This is a genomic window from Salipiger mangrovisoli (assembly GCF_015223355.1).
In the GTDB taxonomy this organism is placed as follows: domain Bacteria; phylum Pseudomonadota; class Alphaproteobacteria; order Rhodobacterales; family Rhodobacteraceae; genus Salipiger; species Salipiger mangrovisoli.
The window spans coordinates 46,080-72,160 of the sequence record NZ_JADFFK010000005.1 but is presented as its reverse complement, the minus strand read 5'-3'; the positions used below and the strand labels follow the sequence as shown (position 1 = coordinate 72,160).

Here is a 26,081-nt window from a genome sequence, read left to right as displayed (position 1 = left end):
TCTCCTTTTGGCTAAGTCTGATATTATTTGATCATGAGCTACACAGGCTGATACCGCCGGGTCAAGTCGAGGCGACACCCGCATGGAAGGCGTCGCTGGGCGCGCGGTCGAAAAAGTAGACGATGACATCCTTGGGGGAGGCCCCATAGGCGCGCACCGCCGCCTCGGTGATCGCGCGGGCGGCATTTTCCTTCGCCTCCTGCGCCCTCGGGAAGGCGTGTACTTTTATGAACATGCGGAAGTTTTCAGCGTTTTCGCCATATTTTCCAGCATGTCCGTAGGAATAGTTGGGGGCCGAAATATAATAGCAGGTGACGATTTCCGGCTTGATCCCGAGCGCCTGGCAGAGACCATCGGTCATGCCTTTCGTCGCAACCTCCCGTATTTCCTCGGTCGCGTCGCGGTCGATGATCTCGATGAAGGGCATGGTGAGTCTCCTTGAGGCAATTGGCGCCAGAGGGCGCGGTGATGGGTCGCTGAGTTGACTCATTATCTGATCAGATAAAACGTGACTGCAAGGAATTTGGATCGGCGTTCGAAATGCCGGAAAGGACACGAATGACCTTCAAGGGGAGCTACACCGTCTGCGTCACGCCCTTCGACGCCGAGGGCCGCGTCGATCTCGAGGCGCTGCGCGGTTACGTCGACTGGCAGATCGAGGAAGGGGTCCATGGCCTCATCCCGCTCGGCAGCACCGGCGAGTTCCTGTCGCTGACCCGCGAAGAACGCACGGCGGTCGCAGAGGTGGTGATCCAGCAAACGGCGGGCCGGGTGCCGGTGCTGATCGGCACCGCCGCTGAATGGACCGACGAGGCCGTGTCGCTGAGCCGCGAGGCAGAGCAGCTGGGCGCCGACGGCGTGATGCTGGTGCCGCCCTATTACTCTTCGCCCACCGACGAGGAGCTGGTCGTGCATTTCACCCGCGTTGCCGAGGCGCTCACGATCCCGGTGATGCTGTACAACAACCCCTTCACCGCCAACGTCGACCTGAGCGCGGCGCTGGTGGGCCGGCTCTCGGAAGTCGACAACATCCGCTACATCAAGGACACGTCCAAGAACGTGCACCGGGTGACCGAACTGCTGGAGGCCTGCCAGGGCCGGATGACCGTCTTTGCCGGTTACTACCCGTGGGAGAGCTACCTTGCAGGGGCCGGGGGTTACAGCTCGGTGATGTCCAACATCGCCCCGAAGCTCTCGGCACAGACCTTCGAGCGGACGGTTGACGGCTCCGGAGAGGGCCGCGACCTCTACGTCAAAAGCCTGCCGCTGATCAACGCGCTGGCCGGTGATCTCTACGTGTCGGCCACCAAGGCCGCGATGCAGATGATCGGCCGTCCGATGGGCGATCCGCGCGCCCCGCGCCTGCCTCTGCCCGAGGACAGGCGCGCCGATCTGGAAACCATCATCCGAAATCTCGGGCTGCTGGCGGAGGCCTGAACCCGGCGTCCCGCCGGGGGACAACATCCGCCCCAACAGAGAGAAACCCCAACAGGGAACACCCAGATGAAACTCACCAACCTCGCCCTCTGCGCCGCGCTCGGCGCGACCCTCGTCTCCGCTCCCGCCGTCGCGCAGGAGATCACCCTCAGGGCCAGCCACAACGCCAATGCCGACGAGCCCTATGGCGTCGGCATGCGCAAGATGGCCGAGATCCTCGAAGAGAAATCCGGCGGCAAGGCCACCATCGAGGTCTATGACAACGCCACGCTCGGCGACGAGATGGAGAGCATCCAGGGCACCCAGATCGGCACGGTCGACATCGCCGTGACCGCCAACTCGACGCTGGCAAACTTCGTGCCGGATCTCTCGGTCTTCTCGCTGCCCTTCCTGTTCAACGACGCCGCGCAGATGGACCGCGCCCTGAGCGATCCCGAGGTGCTGGCAGAGATCGACGCCGCGCTTGATGCGCAGGGCTTCCACCTGCTGTCGGTCTTCTCGGCCGGCACCCGTCACATCATGACGAAGAAGCCGATCGAATCGCTCGACGACATGGCCGGCCTGAAAATCCGCACCATGCAGAACCCGGCGCACGTCGACACCTTCAACGCCTTCGGCGCCAACGCCACGCCGATCGCCTACACCGAGCTCTACGGCGCGATCGAGACCGGCGTGGTGGACGGCGCGGAAGCGGCCAACACCAACTTCTACTCGCAGAAGTTCTACGAGGTCGCGCCCGACTGGGCCGTGGTCGGCTGGCTGGAACTGGTCGCTCCGGTGATCATGGGCAAGGCCGCCTATGAAGCGCTTCCCGTGGACGTGCAGGCCGCGCTGGACGAGGCGGGCCTCGAGGCCGGCAAGGCCGAGCGCGCCACCTATCTCGCCTCGGACAACGCCCGTTTCGAAGACCTCGAGAAGGCCGGCGTGAACATCACCCACCCGGACGTCGAGGCCTTCCGCGCCGCCGCCGCGCCGGTGCAGCAGAAATATCTCGAGACCGACACGCAGAAGAAGATCTTCGAGATGCTGAAATCGGTCGAGTAACCTCCCCAGGCTCGACCCAACTGCCCGGCCGCGCCCACTCCGCGGCCGGGCCTCTCCTCTGACTGCCCGCAAGAAAGCCCGCCCATGTTCGCCCTTCTCGAACGCCTCTGCTTTGCCCTGCGCCACGTCGTTTCGGGCGTGGTGATCCTGCTCTTCACGGTGATGATGATCTCGGTGTTGGTCCAGGTCGGCGGGCGCTACGTCTTCAACTACTCGATCGCGCAGGCGACCGAGATCGCCACCTTCAGCCAGATCTGGCTGGTGCTGATGGGCGCGGGGGTGGCGGTGGCCAAGGGCCAGCACGTCGCCATCGACATGCTGCCCGCGCAGCTGCCGCTGCCGCTGGCGCGCGTGGCGCTGATCGCCATCGCGCTGGTCATCACCGCCTTTCTGGCGACGCTCGCCTGGGGCAGCCTGCCGCTGCTGAAGATGGGCTCCTTCCAGAGCTCGCCGGCGCTGCGCATGCCGATGAAATACGTCTATCTCTGCCTGCCCTTCGGGGCGGGTTACATGGTGCTTGAGCTGCTGCTCTCGGTCATCCAGCGCTGGGACAATCCCTTCCCGCCGCCTGAACCCGACGCCGAGGAGGCACTCTGATGATCGTGATCGCTGCCGCCTTCGTCTTTCTTCTCGCCCTCGGCGTGCCGGTGGTCTTCGTGCTCGGTGCCTCGGCGGTGCTGGCGCTGGTCACCACCACCGACGTGCCGGTCGCCATCGTCAGCCAACGGGTCTTTGCGGGTCTCAACTCCTTCACCCTGATGGCCATTCCCTTCTTCGTCTTTGCCGGGGTGATCATGGACGCGGGCGGCATCTCGCGCCGCATCGTCGATTTCGCCTCGGCGCTGATCGGCTGGGTGGTCGGCAGCCTCTACCAGGTGAGCTGCGTGGCCGCCGCGGGCCTCGCCGCGATCTCGGGCTCCGGGTCGGCGGACACCGCCGCGATCTCGGCGATCATGCAGCCGCAGCTGCGCCGCCGCGGCTATGACGTCGACTTCGGCGCGGCGCTCATCGCCTGCGCAGGGTCCATCGCGCAGGTCATCCCGCCGAGCCTGACGATGGTGATCCTCGCCGTGGTTTCCAACGTCTCGATCGGCGCGCTCTTCGTGTCGGGGGTGCTGCCGGGGCTCATGTGCATCGTGATCCTGATGCTCATCGCCTATTTCCAGGCGAAGAAGGGCGGCGAAACCTACCGCGACGCCGAGCCCTTCACCATGGCCCGCCTCGGCCGCACCGGCTGGGCGGCGCTGCCTGCGGCGGGCATGCCGGTGCTGATCCTCGGCGGCATCTTGGGAGGCATCTTCACCCCGACCGAGGCGGCGGCGGTCTCGGGCTTCTACGGGCTGCTCGTCGGCGCCTTCGTCTACCGCGACCTCAAGCTCTCGGCACTGCCCGGGCTGATCCTGCGCACCGCCTCGCTTTCGGCGGCGGTCATGCTGATCATCGGCACCGCCAGCGTCTTCTCCTGGCTCATCGCCAATGCCAATGTGCCGCGCATCCTCGGCGACTGGATCGCAAGCGTCTCGTCGAGCCAGGCCGTCTTCCTGATCATCGCCAATCTGCTGTTCCTCTTCGTCGGCATGTTTCTCGAGACCATCGCAGCGATCCTGATCATCGTGCCGGTGCTTGCGCCCATCGCCGCGCAGATGGGGGTGGACCCGCTGCACTTCTCGCTGCTGGTGATCCTCAACTGCGCCATCGGCACGGTGACGCCGCCCTACGGCGTGTCGCTCTTCGTCTCGTCGAGCGTCGCGGGCCGCACGGTGCTGCAGGTCTCGCGCCGCCTCGGCTGGCCGCTCGCCGGGCTCTTCGCCATGCTGATCGCGGTGACCTTCATTCCCGACCTGTCGCTGTTCCTGCCGCGGCTCTTCGGGCTCATCAACTGACCTCACTTTAGGACCAAGACCAATGACCAAGCTCAAAGTCACCATCGCCGGCATCGAGTTCGACGCGCGTTTCGAGGAGGCCGCGCCGAAGACGGTCGCCGCCTTCCGCGCGCAGCTTCCCTATACAAGCCAGGTGGTGCACGTGCGCTGGTCGGGCGAGGGCGTCTGGATCCCGCTCGGCGAGACCGATTTCGGCGTCGAGTACGAGAACCACACCAGCTACCCCGCGCCGGGCCAGTTCATTCTCTATCCGGGCGGCATCTCCGAGACCGAGATCCTGCTGGCCTATGGCGGTGTGCATTTCGCCTCGAAGATGGGGCAGCTGGCGGGCAACCATTTCATCACGCTGACCTCGAACCTCGACAAGCTGGCCGAGATCGGCCCCAAGGTGCTGTGGGAAGGTGCGCAAGCGATCCTCTTCGAGGAAGCCTGAGACCCAAGCGACCAAGGACACGGCCATGACGACATCCCCGATCAGCTACGGCGCGCGCCTGCGCCAGCTTGCCGCCGAGCGTGGCGATGCCGAGGCGGTGCGTTTTCTGCCCGCGGAGGGTAAGGAGCAGAGCCAGAGTTGGGCGGGGCTCAACGCCATGGCCGACCGATACGCACGCGCGCTGACGGCGCGCGGCGTGGGGCAGGGCGACGTCGTCGCCTTTGCCCTCGGCAACATTCCCGCGCATCTCGGTCTGGCGCTGGCGGTCTGGCGGGTCGGCGCGACGACCATGGTGCTCGACCCCGGCATCCGCCCCGAGACCGCCGCCGCCATGAAGGCGCGCAGTGGCGCGCTCTTGCTGATCGGGCAGGGCGATGGGCTGGGAGATTTGACGCTTGACGAGTTCGAGGCGCTCGCCAGCCGTCTGCCTGAAACACCAGTTGCGGATCGCCTGTCCGTTCCGGGCAAGATCGTGCTGTCGGGCGGCTCCACCGGGCTGCCGAAGATGATGTGCGACGACCGTCCCTTCGCCCGCATCCCCGGCGCGAGCTGGGGCCGAGTGGCCCCGCGTCTCGGCTTTCGCTGCGACCAGACGCAGCTTGTCTGCGGGGCGATGTCGCACAATGCGCCTTTCACCTGGGCGCAGAACGGGCTGTTCGAGGGCAATCGGCTGGTCTTGATGGAGCGTTTCGATGCGATGCGCGCGCTGAGGGTCATCGACGCGCATGAGGTCGGCTTTGCGATGCTGGTACCGACGATGATGGTGCGGATGATCGATCGGCTGGAGGAAAGCGGCGCGGCGCTGGACAGCCTGCATGCACTCTATCACACCGGTGCGCCCTGCGCGGCTTGGCTCAAGCAGGCGTGGATCGAGGTGCTGGGACCCGACCGCGTGACCGAAATGTACGGCTCGGGCGAGAACACCGGCCAGACCACCATCACCGGGGCTGAATGGCTGGTGCATCAGGGCTCGGTCGGGCGCGGCTTCGAGACCGAGATCCGCATCTACGGCCCCGATGGCCAGCTCCAGCCCTCGGGTGTACCGGGCGAGATCTTCATGCGGCCGGTCGACCTGTCGGGCCGCAGCCACTACACGGGCCCCGAAGCGCCCGAACCCGAGCGCGACGCGGACGGGTTTCAGAGCATCGGCGACGTCGGCTGGCTGGATGCCGAGGGGTATCTCTACCTCGGCGGGCGGCGCGATGACGTGATCAACACCGGCGGCGTCAAGGTCCACCCCGAGACCATCGAGGCGGTGCTGCTGCGCGCGCCGGGCGTCGGCGATGCGGTGGTCTTCGGTGTCGAGGATCGCGAATGGGGCCAGAAGATCGTTGCCTGCCTGGTGGCGAAGCCGGGCGCGGTGCTCGACGAGGCGGCGCTGCGCGCCTTCTGCTTGCGGCACCTCGGCCCGCAGGAAGTGCCGAAGACCTTCCAGGTGTCCGAAGCGCTGCCCCGCGACGGTTTCGGCAAGATCCGCCGCAAGGCGCTGCGAAGGGACTTCGCGGAGGTGGGGTAGAGCCGCGTCGCTCCGCAGCCGCGCTCATCGTCCCGGTTCCCTTGCGGCGCGCGGGAGGGTAAGCAGGGCGATGTTTCGCCGGGTGCTGATCCGGCCTCAAGACGGATGCAGACATGAAACTCATCATCGATACCGATCCGGGCGTCGACGACGCGCTGGCAATCCTCTACGCCGCCGCGCACCCGCAGATCGAGCTGCTGGGGCTGACCACCGTCTTCGGCAATGTCACCGTGGCGCAGGCGACGCGCAACGCGCTCTATCTGGTCGAGCGCGCCGGGCTCGACATTCCCGTGGCCGAGGGTGCGGGCAAGCCCATGGCGCTGCCGCCCTTCACCCCGAGCCACCACGTGCACGGGCCCGAGGGCTTCGGCCACCTGCCCGAGATGACCCCGAAAGGGGCCAAGGTCGCGGAGAGCGCGGCGGAATTCCTCGTACGCATGGCGCGTGAGCACAAGGGCGAGCTGGTTCTCTGCCCGATTGGCCCGATCACCAACGTCGCCGACGCCATCGCGCTTGATCCCGAGTTCGCGGGCAACCTGCGCGAGATTGTCTTCATGGGCGGGGCGCTCGATGCGCGGGGCAACATCACCCCCTATGCCGAGGCCAACACCTACCACGATCCGCATGCGCTCGACATCGTGCTCCAGAGCGGTGCGAACATCCGCATGATCGGGCTCGACGTGACGATGGAGGTGCTGCTCACCGCCGAGGACTTCGAGGAACTCGAGCGGCGCGACCCCGAGCACGGCGCCTTCCTGCGCGAGATGAGCCACTTCTACCTCGAGTTCTACCGCACCGTCGGGGCGGAAGGCTGCGGCCTGCACGATCCGCTGGCGGTCATGGCCTGCATCATGCCCGACCTGGTCGGGCTGGAGCACACGCCGGTCGAGGTGGTATTGGATGGCAAGGAAATCGGCCGCACCCGGCGCGCGGCGGGCCGCCCCGAGATCGGCGTGGCGCTCAACTGCGACGGTGCCGACATCAAGCGGCGCTTCATCGAGAGCTTCGGCGGCTGAACGCGCCGCATACCATTCAGGATGAAAGACCGCCGGGCCAGCGAAGGCCCGGCGGTTTTCTTATGCTCGGGACGGTCCGGATCAGGCCTGTGGCATCCCCTTGGGCAAGCCGAGGCGCTTTTGCGCGGCAATCCGGAAAGGTGCATTCGGCCCGCCGAAACCCCTGTAGCCCGGCCCGCGCTGGATGATCTCGAAGAACATGCCCCCGGCGAAGGCACGGCTGTAGAGCTGGAAGAACTCTGCGTCGCCCTCTCTGTCATAGAGGATGTTCGCCGCCCGCAGCTTCTCGAGCAGCCCGTCCGGCATGTCGAAGCGCGCCGCGAGGTCGTCGTAGTAGTTGCCGGGGATCGGCAGCGCGGCAAAGCCCAGCTCGGCCAGCCGCGCGGCGGTGGCGAAGATGTCCTCGGTCGAAAGCGCGATGTGCTGCACCGAGGCCCCGAAGGTGGACGCCAGGAAGCGGCCCGCCAGCGTGCGATGCGTCTCGGCGCCATTGAGGGTGATCTTCAGCCGCCCCCCGGCGCTTTCCACCGCCTGGCTGCGCACCAGCCCATCGGGATCGATCACGTCGACCATCGGCGATTTCTTCATGTCGAAGAGCGCGCTGTAGAACAGCGTCCAGCTCAGCATGTCCTCATAGGACATGGTCTGCGCAAGGTGGTCGACATGGGTGATGCCCGCGTCTTCGTCCTTGCTGTCCGGCAGCGCCTCGAATTCCACGTCCCAGACCTCGCCGAGGCCGCTGGTGGCGTCGATGAAATGCAGCACCGAGCCGCCGAGGCCGCGGATCGCCGGGATCGCCAGCTCGCCCGGCCCGGTCGGCTGCGAGAAGGTCGGCGAGCCGAGGGCGTTGGCGCGGGCCACGGTGTCATGCGCCGACGAGACCCGCAGGCCGATGTCGCAGACCGACAGGCCGCGGGTGTTCCAGACGTGGGCGGCATGGCCCTCGGTCTCCGAGTTCACCACGATGCGCACGTCGCCCTGCTGCCAGAGGGTGATCGCCTTGTTGCGGTGCTTGGCGGCGTTGCGGAAGCCCAGTGTCCGCAGCATCCCTGTCAGCGTCTCGACCTCGGTGTCGCGGGCGGCGAATTCGACGAAGCTCACGTCCTCGGCGCGCACGCGCGGCGGGATCATGGGCAGGTCGATCTTCGTTTCGGGTTCGGCGCGGCGCACGTCGTCCATCAGCGCGATGAGCGAGCGGTAGCCGTCCTGCGCCGTGGCGCGGGCGTTGCTGCCGCGGAACTGGTCGTTGAAAATCTCGAGGCTGATCGGCCCGGTGTAGCCCGCCGCCATCACCGCCTGCATGAAGCGCTGCACCTCCAGATCGCCCTCGCCGGGCATGTTGCGGAAGTGGCGCGACCAGTAGAGCAGGTCCATGTCGATCGCCGGGGCGTCGGCAAGCTGCACGAAGAAGATCTTCTCGCCGGGGATCGCGCGGATCGACTCCGGGTCGATCTTGCGGCCCAGCGTGTGGAAGCTGTCGAGGATGATGCCGACGTTGGGATGATCGGCCTGGCGCACGATCTCCCAGGCGTCGCGGTGATCGTTGATGTGGCGGCCCCAGGCCAGCGCCTCGTAGCCGAGCCGGATGCCGCGCTCCTTGGCGATCTCGCCAAGCTCGGCCAGGTCGTCGGCCGCCCGCTTGATGCCGCCGAGCGCGCGCGGGTGCACCGACGAGCAGATCAGGATCAGATCGGTGCCGAGCTCCTGCATCACGTCGAACTTGCGCTTGGCGCGGTCGAAGGCCTTCGACCGCAGCGGCTCGGGCAGGCATTCGAAATCGCGGAAGGGCTGGAACAGCGGGATCTCCAGCCCGTGGTCGCGGATCATCCGCCCCACGTCCCGCGCGCCGCCGTCATGGGCGATGAAATCCTGCTCGAAGATCTCCACGCCGTCGAAGCCTGCGGCGGCGATGGCCTCGAGCTTCTCGGGCAGGGTGCCCGAGATCGAGACGGTGGCGATCGCGGTTTTCATGGGGATTGCCTCCTCAGTAGCCAAGCGCGCGCGGCAGCCAAATGACGGTCTGCGGCACGAAGGTCAGGATGATCAGAACCAGCACCTCGACGAAGAAGAACGGCATGATCGCGCGGATCAGCTTGGCCATGCCGACGTTGGCCACCCCCTCGGCGACGAAGAGGCACAGGCCCAGCGGCGGGGTGATCAGGCCGATCATCAGGTTGAAGATCACGAGGATGCCGAAGTGCGTGGGATCGACGCCCATCGACACGGCGATCGGGTGCAGGATCGGCACCAGCACCAGCATCGCCGCGATGCCTTCGAGGAACAGGCCCACGAAGAGGAACAGGATGATGACCGCGATAAGGAAGGTGGTCTTGCTGTCGACGTTGGCCAGCACCCAGTCGGTCAGCATGTTGGGCACGCGGTTGTAGGTCAGCAGCCAGTTCGCCGCCGAGACCGCCGCGATGATGATCAGGATCACCGCGCTGTCGCGCATCGCGCCCGAGAAGATCCGCGGCAGCGCCGAGAGGCGGATGTTGCGGTAGACGAAGAGCCCGAGGATCAGCGCGTAGCCCACGGCGAAGCTCGCGGCCTCGGTCGGGGTGACGATGCCGAGCAGGATCGAACCCACCACCAGCACCGGCATTAACAGCGGCAGGATGCCTTGCAGCAGCGCCTGGCCTTTCGATGGCCCGCCGATACCCCCTGCCTCATGGCCCTTGTCGACCTTGACGGTCATCATGACGTAGCCCGACAGGAAGATCGCCAGCAGGATGCCGGGGACCACGCCTGCAAGGAACAGCGCCGGCACCGACACGCCCGAGACGATCAGCGCGTAGATGATCACCGGGATCGACGGCGGGATGATCGGGCCGATCACCGAGGAGGCGGCGGTCAGCGCGGCGGCATAGGCGCGGTCATAGCCGTGCTTTTCCATCTCGGGGATGAACACCCGGCCGATCGCCGAGGTGTCGGCCACCGCCGAGCCCGAGAGGCCCGCGAAGATCACCGAGGCCCAGATGTTCACCAGCGCGAGCCCTGCGCGCATGCGGCCGACCAGCACGTTGGCAAAGGCGATGATCCGCCCGGTGATGCCGCTTTCGTTCATCAGCTCGCCCGCCAGCACGAAGAGCGGGATGGCCAGCAGCGGGAAGGAGTTGAGACCCTTGAAGATCTCGGTCGGCACGATGCGCAGCGTGTAGGGCGCCTCGCCGGTGCCCATGAAGAAGAGCAGCGCCGCGAGGATCGCCACCGCGATGGGGGCCCCGGCCAGCAGGCCGCCGATCAGGATGATGTAGACCATGGATCAGACCTCCGCGGCGCGGCCCGAGAGCCGCTGCATGAGTTTGAGCGCCGCCGCGAGCGCGAGGACCGCGCCGCCGAAGGCGATGGCGTATTGATAGGGGCCGACCTTGCCGAGCCAGGTGAGCGCCTCGATGCCGGTGCTCTGCGCCAGCGCGTCGGCGGTGCTTTTCAGGCCCGAGGAGGCGACATCGCCGCGGCGCAGGGCGAAGACATGCCCGGCGTAGGCGAGCGCGATGCCGGTGGCGACGCCCACCGCGTCGGCGGCGACGAAGAGCCAGTGGCGCACGCGCTTCGGCAGCATGTCCGAGACCACGGTGAAGCGGATGTGGTTGTCGCCAAGATAGGCCAGCGCAAGACCGAACATCACGCCGTAGATCGTCAGGTAGATCGGCAGCTCCTCACCCCAAGGCACCGAGCGCCCCACGGCGTAGCGCCGCAGCGAATTGACGAAGATGATGATGAAGACCAGCGCCATGCTGAGACCTGCGCCGAAGGCGAAGACCCCCCTTGCGCCGCGGATGAGACGATCCATCTTGGCTCCTCCAAAGGAAAGGCCGGGCCGCGCAGGGCGGGCCCGGCCGGACGTCATGCGGTGTTACTCGGTCGCGTCCGCGACGGCCTGTTGCAGGCGGTCGATCCACTCGGCGTCATCCCCGAGTTCGCCGCGCAGGTATTCGACCACGGCGGGCTGTGCCTTGTCGGCGAAGGCCGCGATCTCGTCGGCGGTCGGGGCATAGACCTGCATGCCCTCGGCCTGCGCCTTGCCGACGCCCTCGGCGGTGTTCCACTGCTGGATGGCGCGGCCCATTGTGCCGGCGACGCGGGCGGCCTTGCGGATCACTTCCTGCTGCGCCGGTTCGAGCATGTCATAGAACTCGTCCGAGATGACGATGAAGTCCGCCGCGTAGACGTGGCCGTCCAGCGTCATGTACTTCTGCAGCTTGTGCAGGCCGTTGTTGTAGATCACGCCGACCGGGTTCTCCTGGCCGTCGACCACACCGGTCGACAGCGCGTTCGGCAGCTCGGTCCAGGCGATCGGGGTCGGCTCGCCGCCAAGGCCCTTGACCATCTCGACGTAGAGCGGGATCGGCTGCACGCGGAACTTCAGCCCGGCCATGTCGGCGGGCGATTTGATCTCGCGGGTGTTGTTGGTGAAGTTGCGGAAGCCGGTCTCGCCGTAGGCCAGGGTGCGCAGGCCGGTCTCTTCGAGGCAGTGCTGCGCCAGCTCGTCGCCGAAGGGGCCGTCGAGCACGTCCCAGGCGATGGTGGCCGAGGAGAAGGTGTAGGGGATGTCCAGCACCGAGGCCGCCGGGCAGACCTTGGACATGGCGCCCGAGATCAGCGCGACCTGGGTCAGATTGTCCTGCACCTGGGCGACCAGTTCGTCCTCGTTGCCGAGCGCGCCCGCCGGGAAGATCTCGACTGTCATGTCGGATTCGCTCTCGACGATGTTCTTGAAGATCTGCGCCGCGGCGCCCTTCTTCGAGCCGGTCCAGTCGTCGGGGTCGACGTGGGCGACGCGCAGCGTCTGCGCCCCGGCGGTGGTGGCGGCAAGGCTGCCGCAAAGTGCGGTGACGGCGAGCAGGGTCTTGGTGATCGAACGCATGAGTTCCTCCCTTAGCGTTTCTGAGTGCCCGCGGCGGGCGCGGGCAGATCGAAGGCGTCGAAAGTCGCCTTCATGCGGACCGCGTCGGCGGGCCGCCCGGTGAAGAGTTCGAAGGCGCGCACCGCCTGGAAGACCGCCATGCCCGAGCCCGGCAGCACGCGGCAGCCCTTCGCACGCGCGCGGGCGATGAGCTGGGTTTCAAGCGGGAAATAGACGATGTCGGCGACCCAGAGATCCGCGTCGATGAGCGCCGCGTCGATCGCCATGCCGGGCAGCTTGGCCATCCCCATCGGGGTCGCGTTGACCACGCCGTTCGGCCTGTCCTCGGCAAAGAGCGCGGTGATGTCGCTGACTGCCTGCGTCCGGGTTGCGGGGAAGTTCGCCGCGACCTGCGCCGCCAGCGCTTCGGCCCGCGCCGGGTCCGTGTCGAAAATCGACAGCTTTTGCACGCCGCATTCCGCCAGCGCATTGGCCACAGCGACGCCCGCGCCGCCGGCACCCAGCAGCAGCGCGTGGCCGGTGTCCGCGCCTTCGAGCCCGCGGCGGAAGCTTTCGCCAAAGCCCCACATGTCGGTGTTGTGACCGATGCGTTTTCCGCCCCGGAACACGACGGTGTTCACCGCACCGACCGCACGCGCATTCTCGCTCAACTCGTCGAGCAGGGGGATGACGTCGATCTTGTAGGGGTAGGTGATGTTCAGCCCGTCGAAGCCCGCGGCCTCGGCAGCCGAGACCATCTGCGCCAGGGTCATGTCCCGGCGCTCGGGCGCCTCCATGTCGAGCTTCTTGTAGCTCGCGAAGAGCCCCTGTGCACGGGCTTCCTCCATCTGCATCAGCGGCGTGCGCGACAGCGCGATGCCCTGACCGATCAGGCCGGCAAGCAGACAGTCTTCCTGTGTTTTTGCAGTCTTCAAGGCGGCCTCCTCCCCCTGCGTCTCCTGCCGCGCTGGCGCGGCCCCACTCCCGAGTATTGAACCCACGGGTTAATTTAATGCTAGATTGAACCGATGGGTTAAATTGTCAAGGGAATTGAACCTGTGGGTTAAGCGGGTAGGATCACCCCGAGGTGAAGGAGCAGGAGAAACTCCATGGAAACTCGCGAGAAGTCGCGGAAATGGAAGCAGAACCCCGAGGCGGTGAAAGCCGACATCCTGCGCGTCGCCCGGGCCGAGTTTGCCCGGACGGGCCTTTCGGGGACGCGAATCGAGGACATCGCGGCGGGGACCAAGACCTCGAAGCGGATGATCTTCTACTACTTCCAGGACAAGCAGTCGCTCTACGAGGCGGTGCTCGAGGATTGCTATGCCGAGGTGCGCGAGGGGGAACTGGAGCTTGACCTCGAGGGGCTGCGGCCCGACGTGGCGCTACGGGCGCTGCTCGAATTCACCTTCGACCACCACCGCCGTAACCCCGAGTTCATCCGGCTCGTGATGATCGAGAACATCCATGATGCGCGGCACATGCAGAAGATGCACACGCTGGCGGCGAAGAACGAGCGCGCCATCGGCGTGGTCGAGCGGATCTGCCGGGCGGGCTGCGAGGCGGGGCTGTTCCGCGAGGACATCTCGCCGGTGGCGCTGCACTGGCAGATCAGCGCGGTGAGCTTCTTCAACGTCGCCAACCGCGCGACCTTCTCCACCAACTTCGGGTCCGAGCTCTTTGACGAGCCGGGGCAGGCGCTGCTGCGGCGCATGGCGGTGCGCGGGATCCTCGCCTCGGTGCTGAAGAACGTGAGCCAGCTCGATGCGCTCTGCCCGGCGGACCCGGCGCTCGATTAGGCCGCGGCCAGTCAGGCCGCGGTCACCAGCCGCGCTGCGTCGAGGATCGAGAAGACCGGCCGCCCGGTGGCCCTGCGGATCGCCTCGGCGTAGGGGGGCAGGTTGCCGCATTCGAGGACGATGGCGGCGATCTCGGGCGCGCGGGTGACCAGCCGCTCGGCGGCGGCGCAGACCTCGTGCTGCATCTCTAGGGGATCGAAACCGGCGCGCTGTTCGGATTTGGCCGCAAGGAAAGTGCCTGCAAAGAGGGTGCTGTCCTGAAGGCCGCCGATCCGGACCTTTTCGGGCAGCGCCCCTGCGGCGCGGATCGCGGCCGGTCCCAGCGCCGTCTCCGAGGCGGTCAGCACGCCCACGGGGCGGCCCCCGGTCATCAGGCTGACGACGGGCAGCAGGCACAGGCCCGACAGAAGCACCGGGACCGGCAGTGTGCTGGCGACCTCCTGCTGCACGGTGATCAGGAAGCCGCAGGTCGAGGTGATCAGGCAGGCGCCCTCGGCCACCAGCGCCGCCGCGGCGTCCTGGAACCCCGCCACCAGCGCCGGAGCAGGCCGGCCGTCTCTTACGATGTCGGGGCTGCCGGCACCGGGCACGATGCGCAGGCGGGCGGGCAGGTGGTAGCTCCCGGGATTGCCCGCATCCCCGAGGATGCGCGGGAACCGGGTGTCGAGGCTGAGAATGCCGATGAAGGCGGACATGGCGCACCTGAGACAGGGACGGGGAGCGCAGCGCGCTCCCCACCGGGGTTATTGCTTGGCCTGGACCATGTCCGGCAGCCAGGTGGCGAGGCCGGGGAAGGCCACCAGCACGCCGACCATCAGCACCATGATCAGGAACATCGGCAGGGCGGTCTTGGCGATGTAGCTCATGTCGTGGCGGGTCATCCCCTGCAGCACGAAGAGGTTGAAGCCCACCGGCGGGGTGATCTGCGCCATCTCGACGACCACCACGATGAAGATGCCGAACCAGATGAGATCGATGCCCGCCGCGCGGATCATCGGCTCGATGATCGCCATTGTCAGCACCACCGCCGAGATGCCGTCGAGGAACATGCCGATGATGATGTAGAACACCGTCAGCGCCGCGATCAGCGCCACCGGCGAGAGCTCCCAGGCGGCGATCACCCCGGCCAGCGCGCGCGGCACGCCGGTGAAGCCCATGGCCAGCGTCAGGAAGCTCGCGCCCATCAGGATCAGCGCGATCATCGCCGAGGTGCGGGTGGCCCCCATAAGGCTCTGGCGGAAGGCCTCCCAGTCGAGCGAGCCCTGCAGCCCGGCCAGCACAAGCGCGCCGATGACGCCGAAGGCCGCCGCCTCGGTCGCCGTGGCGATGCCGAGGTACATCGAGCCGATGACCACGAGGATCAGCGCGATCACCGGGATCAGCAGGGTCGAGGCGCGCAGCTTCTCGGCAAAGGTGGTGTGCGGCTCCGGCTCGGGGGCCTGATCCTTGCGGACCACCGACCAGATCGCGATGTAGGCCATGAACATCGTGGCCAGCACGATGCCGGGGATGACGCCCGCCATGAACAGGCCGGTGATGCTCTGCTGCACCGTGACGCCGTAGACGATCAGCGTCAGCGAGGGCGGGATCATCAGCCCCAGTGTCGCGGCCCCCGCGAGCGTGCCGACGATCATGAACTCGGGATAGCCGCGCTTGCGCAACTCGGGGATCGACATCTTGCCGACCGTGGTCAGCGTCGCCGCCGAGGAGCCCGAGACTGCCGCGAAGACCGTGCAGCCCACCACGTTGGAATGCAGCAAGCCGCCGGGGAAGCGCGAGAGCCAGGGCGCAAGCCCCTTGAACATGTCCTCGGACAGCCTTGTCCGGTAGAGGATTTCCCCCATCCAGATGAACAGCGGCAACGAGGTCAGCGTCCAGCTCGACGAGGAGGTCCAGACGGTGATGCTCATCGAGCTGCCGGGGTTGCGCGGGGTGAAGCCGATCATCCCCATGTAGGCGACCCCCATCAGCGCGAGCCCGACCCAGAGCCCCGAGCCCAGCAGGAAGAACATCACGAAGAGGAAGACGCCGATCTTCAGCCCCACCGCGTCACGGTCGAAGCCGGTCATCAGGTGGATCGCGGCGTAGAGCACCAGCACCGACAGCGCGAAGAGCGCCAGCCGCGCCTTCACCGAGCCGAGCGCGTCGCGCAGCATCGGCTGGCGCGGGGTGTCGACGCCCATCTCCCTGGTGAAGAGCAGCCCCAACAGGCTGTCGACCATGGCGATGGCCAGCAGCACCGCGCCCACCGCCATGGCGATCTGCGGGATCCACAGCGGCGTGCCATCCTGGCCCTGGCTGATGTCGTTGATCTTGTGGCTCAGGTAGGGTGCCTTCACCGCGTACCAGGCGAAGAACAGGGCCACTGCCGCCCCGGCGGTGTAGCACCAGATCTCGACGCCGCGCCGCAAGGCGCCGCTCCGTTCGACCAGCATGCCGACCCGGATGTGCTCGTTGCGCCGGAAGGTGTCGGCGAGCGCGAGAAACGAGGCGGTGGCCATCGCGTAGCCGGCGTAGTTGGCGCCGCCGGGAAAGAGCACGCCAAGCCAGCGCGTCACCATCTGCGCGACCACGAGGCAGAGGATCGCGACCAGCGCCAGCGCGGCCCCCGTGCCGGAGAGTGCATAGAGCCCATCGGCGAGGCGGCGAAGGGGGGAGCCTGCTGTCATCGCGTCTCGGCCTTCCATATGTGTCGTTGACGTCATGTCGGGATCAGTCACGGGCGAACGCGGGCATCCGGCGTCATGACCGGGTCGGCGCCCCGGTCAGTCCGGGGCGCCGCGCGTTCGGGATGCCCGTGCTTACTGGGCTTTGTAGGCGTCGACGATGGCCTTGCCATCCGCGCCAGCCGTCTCCATCCACTCGGTGGTCATCTCGGCACCGATCTCCTGCAGCTTGGCGGTGATCGCCTCGCTTGGCGGGTTCACGTCCATGCCGTTGTCGGCCAGGGTCTTGACGAAGCCGCCAGCGAGCTCGGCGGCCTTCTCGGCGCCGCGGGTCTGCGCGGCAGCCGCCTCGTCGAGCACGCAGGTGCGCGCCGCGTCGGACAGGCCGTCAAGCGCGTCCTTGTTGACGAACACGGTGTTGCGCGGCAGCCAGGCCTTCACGTCGTAGAAGTTGGTCATGTCCTCCCAGACGCTCTCGTCCACGCCGGTGGCACCCGAAGAGATCATCGCCGAAACGACGCCGGTCGCGAGGGCCTGTTTCAGATCCGCCGCCTCGACCTGCGTCGGCACCATGCCGGCAAGTTCCGCGACGCGCGCGGTGATCGAGTTGTAGGCGCGGAACTTGGTGCCTTCCATGGCCTCGGGGGTCTCGACCGGCTTGGAGAAATACAGGCCCTGCGGCGGCCACGGCACCGAGTAGAGCGGCACGATGTTCTGCTCGGCCAGCACCTTGGCGAGCACCGGCTCGGCCGCGGCGCGCAGCGTCTCGGAGGCTTCGAAGGAGGTGGCAAGGAAGGGGATCGAGTCGTAGGCGAAAACCGCATTCTCGTTGGCATGGGCCGAGAGCAGACGCTCGCCGATCTGCGCTTCGCCCAGCTGCACGGCGCGCTTGATCTCGTCGCCCTTGAACAGCGAGCCGCCGGCGTGGATGACGATTTCCAGGTCACCGCCGGTGCACTCCTTGACCGCATCCGCGAAGGCTTGCGCGTTCTCGGTGTGGTAGTTGTTGGCGGGATAGGCCATCGGCATGTCCCAGGTCTCGGCCGAGGCGGCGCCGGCAAGCGCGGTGGTCAGCGTCAGGAACGCGGCTGCGGTGAGTTTCATAGTTTACCTCTCTGTGGTTGCACGGGTTTTGTTTTTATCCCCGATCCGACATGTGTCTTACTCGGGGGCAGCTTTTGCAATCACGTTTGCAGATGTTGCGCGGCAATGGAACGGGGGATTTCACCGTCGTGCCACGGCCATGGACGGCATGAGGGGCAAAGACGCACGGAAAAAGCCCCGGACAAGCCAGCGGTCCGGGGCAGGGTCTCGCGGGGAGGTGTCAGCCGTGCGTCAGGCCGCGAAGGAGGTTTTGCGCCCCGCGTCGCTGCGGGGCTTCATCAGCGGCTGGATGTATTGGCCGAACTGCTCCATGCCGATGAGGAAGTCGTCGAAGGTCGACAGGATGCCTTTCAGACCCGGTGCCTCGGCGATCTCGTCGCGCATGGCGGCACCCTGTTCGTAGCCGCGGATGGGCTTGAGCATGCCCGTGGGCTGCGGGTTCTTGATCGCGCGCACGAGGTTCGCAGCGGTCGAGCTTTCCTTGGCGACCATCTCCATGGAGGCCGAGGTGTTGTTCATGTCTCCGCCCGCGCCGACGAAGTTGTAATCGCCGTACTTGGCGACGAATTCTAGGCCCTTCTCGGACTGTCCCGCGCAGACGATCGGAATGCGGCCATCGGTCGGACGCGGCTCGAGCACGCAGTCGTCCATCGGGAAGACGTCGCCCTTGACGTTGGAGCGGCCGTCGCGCCACAGCCCCTGCATGACCTGCGCGTATTCGGCTGCGCAATCATGGCGGCGGGCGAAATGCTCGGGCGTCAGCTCGATGCCGATCTGCTGGTATTGCTTGGGCTGCCAGCCGGTCACAATGTTCACCCCGGCTCGGCCCGGCGCGATGGAGTCGAGCGTGACCGCCATGCGGGCGGTGAGCGCGGGCGGAAGGGTCAGCATGGCGCAGGAAGCGAAGCGCTTGATACGGCTTGTGACCGCCGCGAGCCCGACATCATGGTGAAGCGCTCGAGGTTCTGCACCCGGTATTCGGACGGGCCATTGTGGCCGCGCAACTTGATCATCGACAGCGCGACGTCGAGCCCGAAGTGCTCGGCACGCTGCATCACCGCCTTGTTCAGATCGACGCTGGGCATGGTGTCCGGCGAGGTCGTCGGATCAGCCAGCCGTGGCGGCCGATGGGAAGGAAGACGCCGATCTGGGTCATGGAAGGTCCTCTCTCCCTTTTGGTTGCGCCAATCGACTTGTTCTCGGCCATGGGCGTGGTTTTTCATCAGTGATGCTCGGGTTGGATCGAGGCGCATCAGCACGGGCAGGGCCAGGAGAGGGACAAGCGCCATCAGCCTGCAGGCGGCGTGAAGATGGCGCGCCCCTCGCGTGGAGCCGCGGGCGGCAGGCGGGCCGAAGGACGCATATCTTCGGCCGGGTGTTGCTGCGCTGGTCCGATGACGATCTCCTCTCGAGAACCCTCAGGGGGCGCGGCGAGGACCGGCCGATCGGCCACGAGGACCTGGAGCCCAACCACGACGATGTCGAGACCTGCCTCGGCACCTACGGCAATGCCGACGGGCTGCCGCAGCTGCCCGATGCCATCTGCAAGGCCCCGGCCAAGAAGAGCCCGGCCGAGAAGAGCTTCAAGCAGGTGGCCGGGAGCGCGCGGCGGCTGCTCACCTCCGCCTCCGAGGCGCACCCCGGCGGGCACGGCACGTCCTCTGGCACGCTCGGACGCGAGGTCATGGACCAGCTGCCAATGCTGGGTATGGGGTGCTTTCCGGCTGTCGGGGGCGGCTGGACCGGCACCGACGGCCAGCCGCAGGACCTCTTCTGCGCCCCGCAGGGCGGCGTCTTCATTCCGCGCTTCTCCGGCGACCCCGTCGAGATCGGCCACTTCGATTTCCAGGGCGCGGTCGGACGCGGCGCGGTGCCCGCGGGCGAGCCCGCGCCGCTGCTGTTCTTCGGCTTCGGCCAGATCCAGTCCCACGCGACCAACCGGATCCCCCTCGATCCCAAGCGGCGCGACCGCTGGGGAATTCCCGTGCCGCATATCACCTGCGCCCTGCACGAGGAGGAGCACGCACTGCTGCGCCGGCAGGAAGAGAATTTCGTCGAGACCATCACCGGCGTCGGCGGACAGGTAAAATCCCTCGGCTTGCCGCATGGCAGTCGCGAACACGGACGCGGTGCTTACCCGCGCGAGCCCCGACTGGCGCGCATGGGCAGCGGACAGCTTGTTGCAGAAATGCGACAAGAAACTGAGTAATTTTGTCTGAAATATTGCAGAGGCGGGGCCGAGATGGTTCTCCTCCGCCACGCCAGCTCCCGCCAGCGACTCTCCTTACATCGTGAAACCCTCAACGCGCAGAGAGGATCGCTCATGGCATCCGCACGTGCACGGCTTGCCTCTGGCACAGCCGTATTTCTTCTGTCCGCTGTTCCGCTGACCCCGGCACTGGCGCAGGACTTCACCCTTGGCGATGACGCCGGCTACGAGCTTGGTACCATCGTCCTCACCGCCGAGGAACAGATCAAGCAGGCGCTCGGCACCTCGACCATCACCGCCGAGGACCTCGACAAGCAGCCGGTGGTCAACGACATCGCCGAGATCATCCGCAAGATGCCGGGCGTGAACCTCAGCGGCACCTCGCCCTCGGGCCAGCGCGGCAACCAGCGGCAGGTCGACATCCGGGGCATGGGGCCCGAAAACGTGCTGATCCTGATCGACGGCAAACCCGTGCTGTCGCGCACCTCGGTGAAGATGGGCCGCTCGGGCGAGCGCGACACCCGCGGCGACACCAACTGGGTGCCCGCCGAGATGGTCGAGCGTATCGAGGTCATCCGTGGCCCGGCGGCGGCGCGCTACGGCTCGGGCGCTGCGGGCGGCGTGGTGAACATCATCACCAAGGCCCCCGACGAGGATCTGCTGCAGATCGGCACCTTCTTCGACGTGCCCGAAAGCAGCCTCGAAGGCGCGACCCAGCGCTACAACCTGCTCTGGGCCAAGCGCCTCAACGAGGATTTCTCGCTGCGCTTCTCGGGCAGCTACAACAAGACCGATGCGGACGATCCGGACGTCAACGGCGAAGTCGAGACCTGCGAGACCGACGAGGACACCGGCGAGGTGAGCTGCAGCCGCGACGCGGGCAGCGAAGGCGTGGTCAACAAGGACGCGACCCTTGCGCTGCGCTGGCAGCCCAGCGACCGGAACCGCTTCGATTTCGAGCTTGGCTGGTCGCGGCAGGGCAACCTCTATGCGGGCGACACCCAGCTTGGCAACCGGCTGACCGACGATCCCGACTCGCTGGTCACCCAGCTTTCGGACGACGGCGAAGAAACCAACGTCATCAAGCGGGGCACCTTCGCGATCACCCATAACGGCAGCTACGGCTGGGGCGAGACGATGAGCTACCTCCAGTACGAGCGCAGCGACAACACGCGCCTCTCCGAGGGCCCCGCCGGCGGCAGCGAGGGGACGATCAATTCAACCGACGAATGGGATACCGCGCTGCTGCAGGCGATCTCCGGCAAGTCCGAGGCCTACCTCGACCGCAGCTTCCTCGGCCGCCCCTCGGCGCTGACGCTGGGAACCGAACTGCGGTACGAAAAGCTCGACCTCAGCGACTACGGCTCCTTCTCTTCGATCACCAGCAACGATGGCTCGATCGACACGACGTCGGGCGACGACGTCACCGAACAGCTCACGCTCGGTCTCTACCTCGAGGACAACATCGAGTGGACCGACCGGCTGACGCTCACCCCCTCGGTGCGCCTGGACTGGGCGGACACCTTCGGCACCACCATGTCCGGCGGGATCAACGCCTCCTACGACCTGACCTCGGAGTGGACGGTGAAGGGGGGGATCGCCAAGGCCTTCAAGGCGCCGACGCTCTACCAGCAGTCGGGCCGCTACGTCTACACGACGCGGGGCAACGGCTGTCCGTACCCCTATGTCGGCGATGGACCGTGCTACGTGCTCGGCAACGATGACCTGGACCCGGAAACCTCGATCAACACCGAAATCGGGGTGGCCTATTCCGGCCTGAACGGCATCAATGCGACGCTGACCTACTTCCACAACGACTACCGCGACAAGATCCAGGCGGGCACCGAGCAGGTCGGGACCACCTCCGTCGGGAGCAGCACCGCACGGCTCTACCAGTGGCAGAACGTGCCGGAATCGAAAGTCGAAGGTCTCGAGGGCAGCTTCGCCATGCCGCTTGGCGAGCGGCTGTCGCTGGCGGTGAACGGGACCTACATGATCGAGTCCTCGCAGAAGCTGAAGATCAAGGGTGGCACGAACTCCGACGGCGAAAGCTATGGCGATCTTGACGTCGAGGTGCCCCTGTCGCTGGTGCCCGACTACACGATCAACGCCGCGGTGACCTGGGAAGTGAACGACAAGTTCAGCCTCATTCCGTCGCTCACCCACTACGGGCCGACCGAGGCCACCGAGTACAGCGCGCATTCCGGCTACTCGATCGACGACACCGAAGACCGCGATCCCTACACGCTGGTCAACCTCGCGATGACCTACCAGTTTGACAACGGCTTTGACCTGAAGGCCGGGGTGACCAACCTCTTCGACAAGGAAATCCTGCGGTCCGGCGATGGCGCGAATACGTACAACGAACCCGGACGCGCTTACTACTTCGGTCTGACCAAGACCTTCTGATCCGTAGTTGATGCATCACACGAAGAAGCGCCGCCCGAGGGATCGGGCGGCGCTTTGCAAGTCTGGGCCGGGCCTGGCGCGGCGCTCAGAAATCCCAGTCTTCGTCTTCGGTGGCCACGGCCTTGCCGATCACGTAGCTCGACCCCGAGCCCGAGAAGAAGTCGTGGTTCTCGCTGTCGGGGCTCAACGCCGCCAGGATCGCCGGATTCACCTCCGCCGCCTCGGGCGGGAAAAGAGCCTCGAAACCAAGGTTTTGCAGCGCCTTGTTCGCGTTATAGTGGAGGAACGCCTTCACCTCTTCGCTCAATCCGATACCATCGTAGAGCTCCTCGGTGTAGCGCGCCTCGATGTCGTAGAGTTCGAACAGCAGCGAGAAGGCGTAATCCTTCAGCTCGGCCTTGCGCTCTTCGCTCTCGCGCTCCAGCGCGCGCTGGAACTTGTAGCCGATGTAATAGCCATGCACCGCCTCGTCGCGGATGATCAGGCGGATCAGGTCGGCGGTGTTGGTCAGCTTGGCGCGGCTCGACCAGTACATCGGCAGGTAGAAGCCCGAGTAGAACAGGAAGCTTTCAAGGAACACCGAGGCGATCTTGCGCTTCAGCGGGTCGGCTCCGGCGGCATAGGTTTCCAGCACCGCCTTGGCCTTGGCTTGCAGGTGCGGGTTCTCGTCCGACCAGCGGAACGCCTCGTCGACCTCGCGGGTCGAGCAGAGCGTCGAGAAGATCGAGCTGTAGCTGCGCGCGTGCACCGCCTCCATGAAGGCGATGTTGGTCAGCACCGACTCCTCGTGCGGGGTCTGCGCATCGGGCATCATCGCCGGCGCGCCGACCGAGTTCTGGATCGTGTCGAGCAGGGTGAGACCGGTGAAGACACGGATGGTCAGCTGCTTCTCGGCGTCGGTCAGGGTTGCCCAGCTCTGCACGTCGTTCGACAGCGGCACCTTCTCGGGCAGCCAGAAGTTGACGGTCAGGCGGTTCCAGACCTCGAGGTCCTTGTCGTCCTGCAGCCGGTTCCAGTTGATCGCCCGCGGCACGGCGGGGGAGGTGACGGTGTCCTTCATCGGATCATCCCTTTATCGGGCCAGCGGCCCTCGTCCCTTGCGAGGCGCGCGCGCCCCTTCTTCATTGTTCCTCAAATACGCCGGGGGTCCGGGGGCAGCGCCCCCGGTCCGGCGTTCGGGTCAGAGCGTGCAGGAGACGCAGCCCTGCACCTCGGTGCCTTCCAGCGCGGTCTGGCGCAGGCGCACGTAGTAGATCGTCTTGATCCCCTTCTTCCACGCGTAGATCTGCGCGCGGTTGATGTCCCGCGTGGTGGCCTCGGCGGGGAAGAACAGCGTCAGCGACAGGCCCTGGTCGACGTGCTCGGTGGCCGCGGCATAGGTGTCGATGAGCTTCTCCGGACCGATCTCGTAGGCGTCGCGGTAATACTCGAGGTTCTCGTTGTTCATGAAGGCGGCCGGGTAGTAGACGCGGCCGATCTTGCCTTCCTTGCGGATCTCGATCTTCGACACGATCGGGTGGATCGAGGAGGTCGAGTTGTTGATGTAGCTGATCGAGCCGGTCGGCGGCACCGCCTGCAGGTTGCGGTTGTAGAGCCCGTGCGCCATGACGTCGGCCTTCAGCGCCTCCCAGTCGGCGCGGGTGGGCAGGGTGATACCGTCAAAGAGCTGGGTGACCGTCTCGCTCACAGGCAGCCAGTCGCGGGTGACGTATTTCTCGAAGAAGCTGCCGTCGGCGTATTTCGACTTCTCGAAGCCCTTGAAGGTCATGCCCTTTTCCCGCGCCATGGCGCAGGAGGCGCGCAGCGCGTGGTAGGCCACGGCGGCGAAGTAGACCGAGGTGAACTCGACGCCCTCGTCCGAGCCGTAATGCACGTGCTCGCGGGCGAGGTAGCCATGCAGGTTCATCTGGCCAAGGCCGATCGCGCGGCTTTCGTCGTTGCCGCGGCGGATCGAGGGCACAGAGTCGATGGCCGACATTTCCGACACGGCGGTCAGCGCGCGGATCGCGGTCTCGATCGAGGCGCCGAAGTCCGGGCCGTCCATGGTCTTGGCGATGTTGAGCGAGCCGAGGTTGCACGAGATGTCGGTACCGAGCTTGGAATAGCTCAGGTCGTCGTTGAACTCCGACGCCTCGGCCACCTGCAGGATCTCCGAGCAGAGGTTCGACATGGTGATGCGCCCGTCCACCGGGTTCATCTGGTTCACCGTGTCCTCGAACATGATGTAGGGATAGCCGCTCTCGAACTGGATCTCGGCCAGCGTCTGGAAGAACGCGCGGGCGTTGATCTTGGTCTTGCGGATGCGCTTGTCCTCGACCATCTCCTCGTATTTCTCGGTCACCGAGATCTCGGAGAAGGGCACGCCGTAGACCTTCTGCACGTCATGCGGCGAGAACAGGTACATCGGCTCGTTGCGCTTGGCGAGTTCGAAGGTCACGTCGGGGATCACCACGCCAAGGCTGAGGGTCTTGATGCGGATCTTCTCGTCGGCGTTCTCGCGCTTGGTGTCGAGGAACTTGAGGATGTCGGGGTGGTGCGCGTTGAGGTAGACCGCGCCCGCGCCCTGACGCGCGCCCAGCTGGTTTGCGTAGGAGAAGCTGTCTTCAAGAAGCTTCATCACCGGGATCACGCCCGAGGACTGGTTCTCGATGCCCTTGATCGGCGCACCGGCCTCGCGGATGTTGGTCAGCATCAGGGCGACGCCGCCGCCGCGCTTCGACAGCTGCAGCGACGAGTTGATCGCCCGGCCGATGCTTTCCATGTTGTCTTCGATGCGCAGCAGGAAGCAGGAGATCAGCTCGCCCCGGCTCTTCTTGCCCGCGTTGAGGAAAGTCGGCGTGGCGGGCTGGAAGCGGCCCGACAGGATCTCTTCCATGAAGGACATCGCCAGCCCCTCGTCTCCGCGCGCCAGCGCCAGCGCGACCATGACCACGCGGTCCTCGTAGCGTTCGAGGAAGCGTTTCCCGTCGCGGGTCTTCAGCGTGTAGGAGGTGTAATACTTGAACGCACCGAGGAAGGTCGGGAAGCGGAACTTCTTGGCAAAGGCCGCGTCCCAGATCTTCTGCAGGAAGCTCTGCTCATACTGGGCGAGCACCTCGGCCTCGTAGTAGCCTTCCTCGACAAGGTAGCCGAGCTTTTCCGTCAGCGAGTGGAAGAACACGGTGTTCTGGTTCACATGCTGCAGGAAATACTGCCGCGCCGCCATACGGTCGGCCTCGAAGCGGATGTTGCCGTCCGCATCGTAGAGGTTCAGCATGGCGTTGAGCGCGTGGTAGTCCAGCGTCTCGTTCAGGCGGTCAAGCATGGGGTCCCCCAGAAAGCGTCGAGCCCGTCGTTGACGCGGGCGAAATCCTTGGTCGTTCCCGCCAGCTCGAAACTGTAGAGCAGGGGGACGTTGCATTTTTGCGCAATGACTCGGCCAGCGAGCGCGAAAGTCTCGCCGAAATTGCGGTTGCCGCCGGCAATCACGCCGCGCAGCAGCGCGCGGCGGGCCGGATCGTTCAGAAAGCGGATCACCTGTTTCGGCACCGCGCCGCGGCCCTCGCCGTCGGAATAGGTCGGACAGATCAGCACGAAGGGGTCACCGGGCTCCGGCGTCATCTCTTTCGGCGACACCGGAATGCGCAGCGCCGCCCGGCCGAGGCTGGCGACGAAACGCGCGGTGTTGCCGCTGGCAGAGGAGAAATAGACGAGCCCCGACATGGCCGATCCCTTTTTGC

24 protein-coding genes and 1 pseudogene are annotated in these 26,081 nt (G+C 66.2%); 10 read left to right on the top strand and 15 right to left on the bottom strand.

The features are described from left to right. Positions 1-61: 61 nt before the first annotated feature. On the bottom strand, positions 62-427 hold the full coding sequence (locus tag IQ782_RS08250) for a tautomerase family protein (protein WP_194134152.1): 366 nt from the start codon (positions 425-427) through the stop codon (positions 62-64). Positions 428-558: 131 nt separating this feature from the next. Here IQ782_RS08250 and IQ782_RS08245 point away from each other — a divergent pair, with 131 nt between their 5' ends. The 7 genes from IQ782_RS08245 to IQ782_RS08215 all read left to right on the top strand — a co-directional run bounded on the left by IQ782_RS08245 (position 559) and on the right by IQ782_RS08215 (position 7,329). Beyond that, a complete protein-coding gene (locus IQ782_RS08245; RefSeq protein ID WP_194134151.1) occupies positions 559-1,437 on the top strand; it encodes a dihydrodipicolinate synthase family protein in 879 nt (292 codons plus the stop codon). Between the two features lie 66 nt (positions 1,438-1,503). After that, positions 1,504-2,481, top strand: a complete 978-nt coding sequence (locus IQ782_RS08240; protein ID WP_194134150.1) for a TRAP transporter substrate-binding protein — start codon at positions 1,504-1,506, stop codon at positions 2,479-2,481. An 84-nt stretch (positions 2,482-2,565) separates the two neighbouring features. Next, a complete protein-coding gene (locus IQ782_RS08235; protein ID WP_194134149.1) occupies positions 2,566-3,078 on the top strand; it encodes a TRAP transporter small permease in 513 nt (170 codons plus the stop codon). Continuing rightward, a complete protein-coding gene (locus tag IQ782_RS08230) occupies positions 3,078-4,364 on the top strand; it encodes a TRAP transporter large permease (protein WP_194134148.1) in 1,287 nt (428 codons plus the stop codon). Before IQ782_RS08235 ends, IQ782_RS08230 begins: the two co-directional genes overlap by 1 nt. A gap of 22 nt (positions 4,365-4,386) precedes the next feature. Next, positions 4,387-4,797 carry a DUF3830 family protein gene (locus tag IQ782_RS08225; protein ID WP_194134147.1) on the top strand — a complete coding sequence of 137 codons (411 nt, stop codon included), beginning with the start codon at positions 4,387-4,389 and terminating at the stop codon, positions 4,795-4,797. A gap of 25 nt (positions 4,798-4,822) precedes the next feature. Beyond that, positions 4,823-6,313, top strand: coding sequence for an AMP-binding protein (locus IQ782_RS08220; RefSeq protein ID WP_194134146.1), 1,491 nt, complete (start codon positions 4,823-4,825; stop codon positions 6,311-6,313). A gap of 113 nt (positions 6,314-6,426) precedes the next feature. Beyond that, positions 6,427-7,329, top strand: coding sequence for a nucleoside hydrolase (locus IQ782_RS08215; RefSeq protein ID WP_194134145.1), 903 nt, complete (start codon positions 6,427-6,429; stop codon positions 7,327-7,329). An 81-nt stretch (positions 7,330-7,410) separates the two neighbouring features. On the opposite strand, the gene IQ782_RS08210 is transcribed toward IQ782_RS08215, so the two are convergent. The 5 genes from IQ782_RS08210 to IQ782_RS08190 form a co-directional block, all read right to left on the bottom strand. Then, a complete protein-coding gene (locus IQ782_RS08210) occupies positions 7,411-9,300 on the bottom strand; it encodes a bifunctional sugar phosphate isomerase/epimerase/4-hydroxyphenylpyruvate dioxygenase family protein (protein ID WP_194134144.1) in 1,890 nt (629 codons plus the stop codon). A 13-nt stretch (positions 9,301-9,313) separates the two neighbouring features. Next, the gene (locus tag IQ782_RS08205; protein WP_194134143.1) at positions 9,314-10,588 is read right to left on the bottom strand and encodes a TRAP transporter large permease; all 1,275 of its coding nucleotides are present in this window, start codon (positions 10,586-10,588) and stop codon (positions 9,314-9,316) included. Between the two features lie 3 nt (positions 10,589-10,591). After that, positions 10,592-11,122: a TRAP transporter small permease gene (locus tag IQ782_RS08200; RefSeq protein WP_194134142.1), complete on the bottom strand. Its 531-nt coding sequence runs from the start codon at positions 11,120-11,122 to the stop codon at positions 10,592-10,594. A 63-nt stretch (positions 11,123-11,185) separates the two neighbouring features. Next, positions 11,186-12,196 (bottom strand): TRAP transporter substrate-binding protein DctP, encoded by a 1,011-nt coding sequence (dctP, locus tag IQ782_RS08195; RefSeq protein ID WP_194134141.1) that lies wholly within the window; start codon positions 12,194-12,196, stop codon positions 11,186-11,188. Positions 12,197-12,207: 11 nt separating this feature from the next. Next, positions 12,208-13,110 carry a shikimate dehydrogenase gene (locus IQ782_RS08190; protein WP_194134140.1) on the bottom strand — a complete coding sequence of 301 codons (903 nt, stop codon included), beginning with the start codon at positions 13,108-13,110 and terminating at the stop codon, positions 12,208-12,210. A 174-nt stretch (positions 13,111-13,284) separates the two neighbouring features. Here IQ782_RS08190 and IQ782_RS08185 point away from each other — a divergent pair, with 174 nt between their 5' ends. After that, a complete protein-coding gene (locus tag IQ782_RS08185; protein ID WP_194134139.1) occupies positions 13,285-13,974 on the top strand; it encodes a TetR/AcrR family transcriptional regulator in 690 nt (229 codons plus the stop codon). Between the two features lie 11 nt (positions 13,975-13,985). Here the strand turns inward: IQ782_RS08185 and IQ782_RS08180 are convergent, their stop codons facing one another. From IQ782_RS08180 to IQ782_RS29725, 6 genes and pseudogenes are all read right to left on the bottom strand, one after another. Beyond that, entirely contained in the window at positions 13,986-14,669 is a 684-nt protein-coding gene (locus tag IQ782_RS08180; protein WP_194134138.1) for an aspartate/glutamate racemase family protein, read from the bottom strand. A 48-nt stretch (positions 14,670-14,717) separates the two neighbouring features. Further along, positions 14,718-16,043 carry a TRAP transporter large permease gene (locus tag IQ782_RS08175; RefSeq protein ID WP_240989194.1) on the bottom strand — a complete coding sequence of 442 codons (1,326 nt, stop codon included), beginning with the start codon at positions 16,041-16,043 and terminating at the stop codon, positions 14,718-14,720. Positions 16,044-16,181: 138 nt separating this feature from the next. Next, positions 16,182-16,643 (bottom strand): annotated as a pseudogene (locus tag IQ782_RS29730) (TRAP transporter small permease); the annotation flags it as partial. A 132-nt stretch (positions 16,644-16,775) separates the two neighbouring features. Then, a complete protein-coding gene (locus IQ782_RS08170; protein ID WP_194134136.1) occupies positions 16,776-17,744 on the bottom strand; it encodes a TRAP transporter substrate-binding protein in 969 nt (322 codons plus the stop codon). Between the two features lie 231 nt (positions 17,745-17,975). Further along, positions 17,976-18,635: an LLM class flavin-dependent oxidoreductase gene (locus IQ782_RS08165; RefSeq protein WP_240989176.1), complete on the bottom strand. Its 660-nt coding sequence runs from the start codon at positions 18,633-18,635 to the stop codon at positions 17,976-17,978. Then, complete coding sequence (locus tag IQ782_RS29725; RefSeq protein WP_240989175.1) at positions 18,629-18,967, bottom strand: hypothetical protein; 339 nt, start codon at positions 18,965-18,967, stop codon at positions 18,629-18,631. The genes IQ782_RS08165 and IQ782_RS29725 overlap by 7 nt, the downstream gene beginning before the upstream one ends. Before the next feature lie 155 nt (positions 18,968-19,122). On the opposite strand from IQ782_RS29725, the gene IQ782_RS08160 reads away from it, so the two are divergent. Together IQ782_RS08160 and IQ782_RS08155 are read left to right on the top strand one after the other, a co-directional pair. Continuing rightward, the gene (locus IQ782_RS08160; RefSeq protein ID WP_194134135.1) at positions 19,123-19,953 is read left to right on the top strand and encodes a hypothetical protein; all 831 of its coding nucleotides are present in this window, start codon (positions 19,123-19,125) and stop codon (positions 19,951-19,953) included. Positions 19,954-20,067: 114 nt separating this feature from the next. After that, the gene (locus IQ782_RS08155) at positions 20,068-22,362 is read left to right on the top strand and encodes a FepA family TonB-dependent siderophore receptor (protein WP_194134134.1); all 2,295 of its coding nucleotides are present in this window, start codon (positions 20,068-20,070) and stop codon (positions 22,360-22,362) included. A gap of 85 nt (positions 22,363-22,447) precedes the next feature. Here IQ782_RS08155 and nrdF read toward each other — a convergent pair whose 3' ends face one another. From nrdF to nrdI, 3 genes are all read right to left on the bottom strand, one after another. Beyond that, positions 22,448-23,422 carry a class 1b ribonucleoside-diphosphate reductase subunit beta gene (gene nrdF / locus IQ782_RS08150; RefSeq protein ID WP_194134133.1) on the bottom strand — a complete coding sequence of 325 codons (975 nt, stop codon included), beginning with the start codon at positions 23,420-23,422 and terminating at the stop codon, positions 22,448-22,450. A gap of 120 nt (positions 23,423-23,542) precedes the next feature. Then, the gene (nrdE, locus tag IQ782_RS08145; protein ID WP_194134132.1) at positions 23,543-25,666 is read right to left on the bottom strand and encodes a class 1b ribonucleoside-diphosphate reductase subunit alpha; all 2,124 of its coding nucleotides are present in this window, start codon (positions 25,664-25,666) and stop codon (positions 23,543-23,545) included. Beyond that, on the bottom strand, positions 25,651-26,064 hold the full coding sequence (nrdI, locus tag IQ782_RS08140; protein ID WP_194134131.1) for a class Ib ribonucleoside-diphosphate reductase assembly flavoprotein NrdI: 414 nt from the start codon (positions 26,062-26,064) through the stop codon (positions 25,651-25,653). The genes nrdE and nrdI overlap by 16 nt, the downstream gene beginning before the upstream one ends. Positions 26,065-26,081 lie beyond the last annotated feature (17 nt).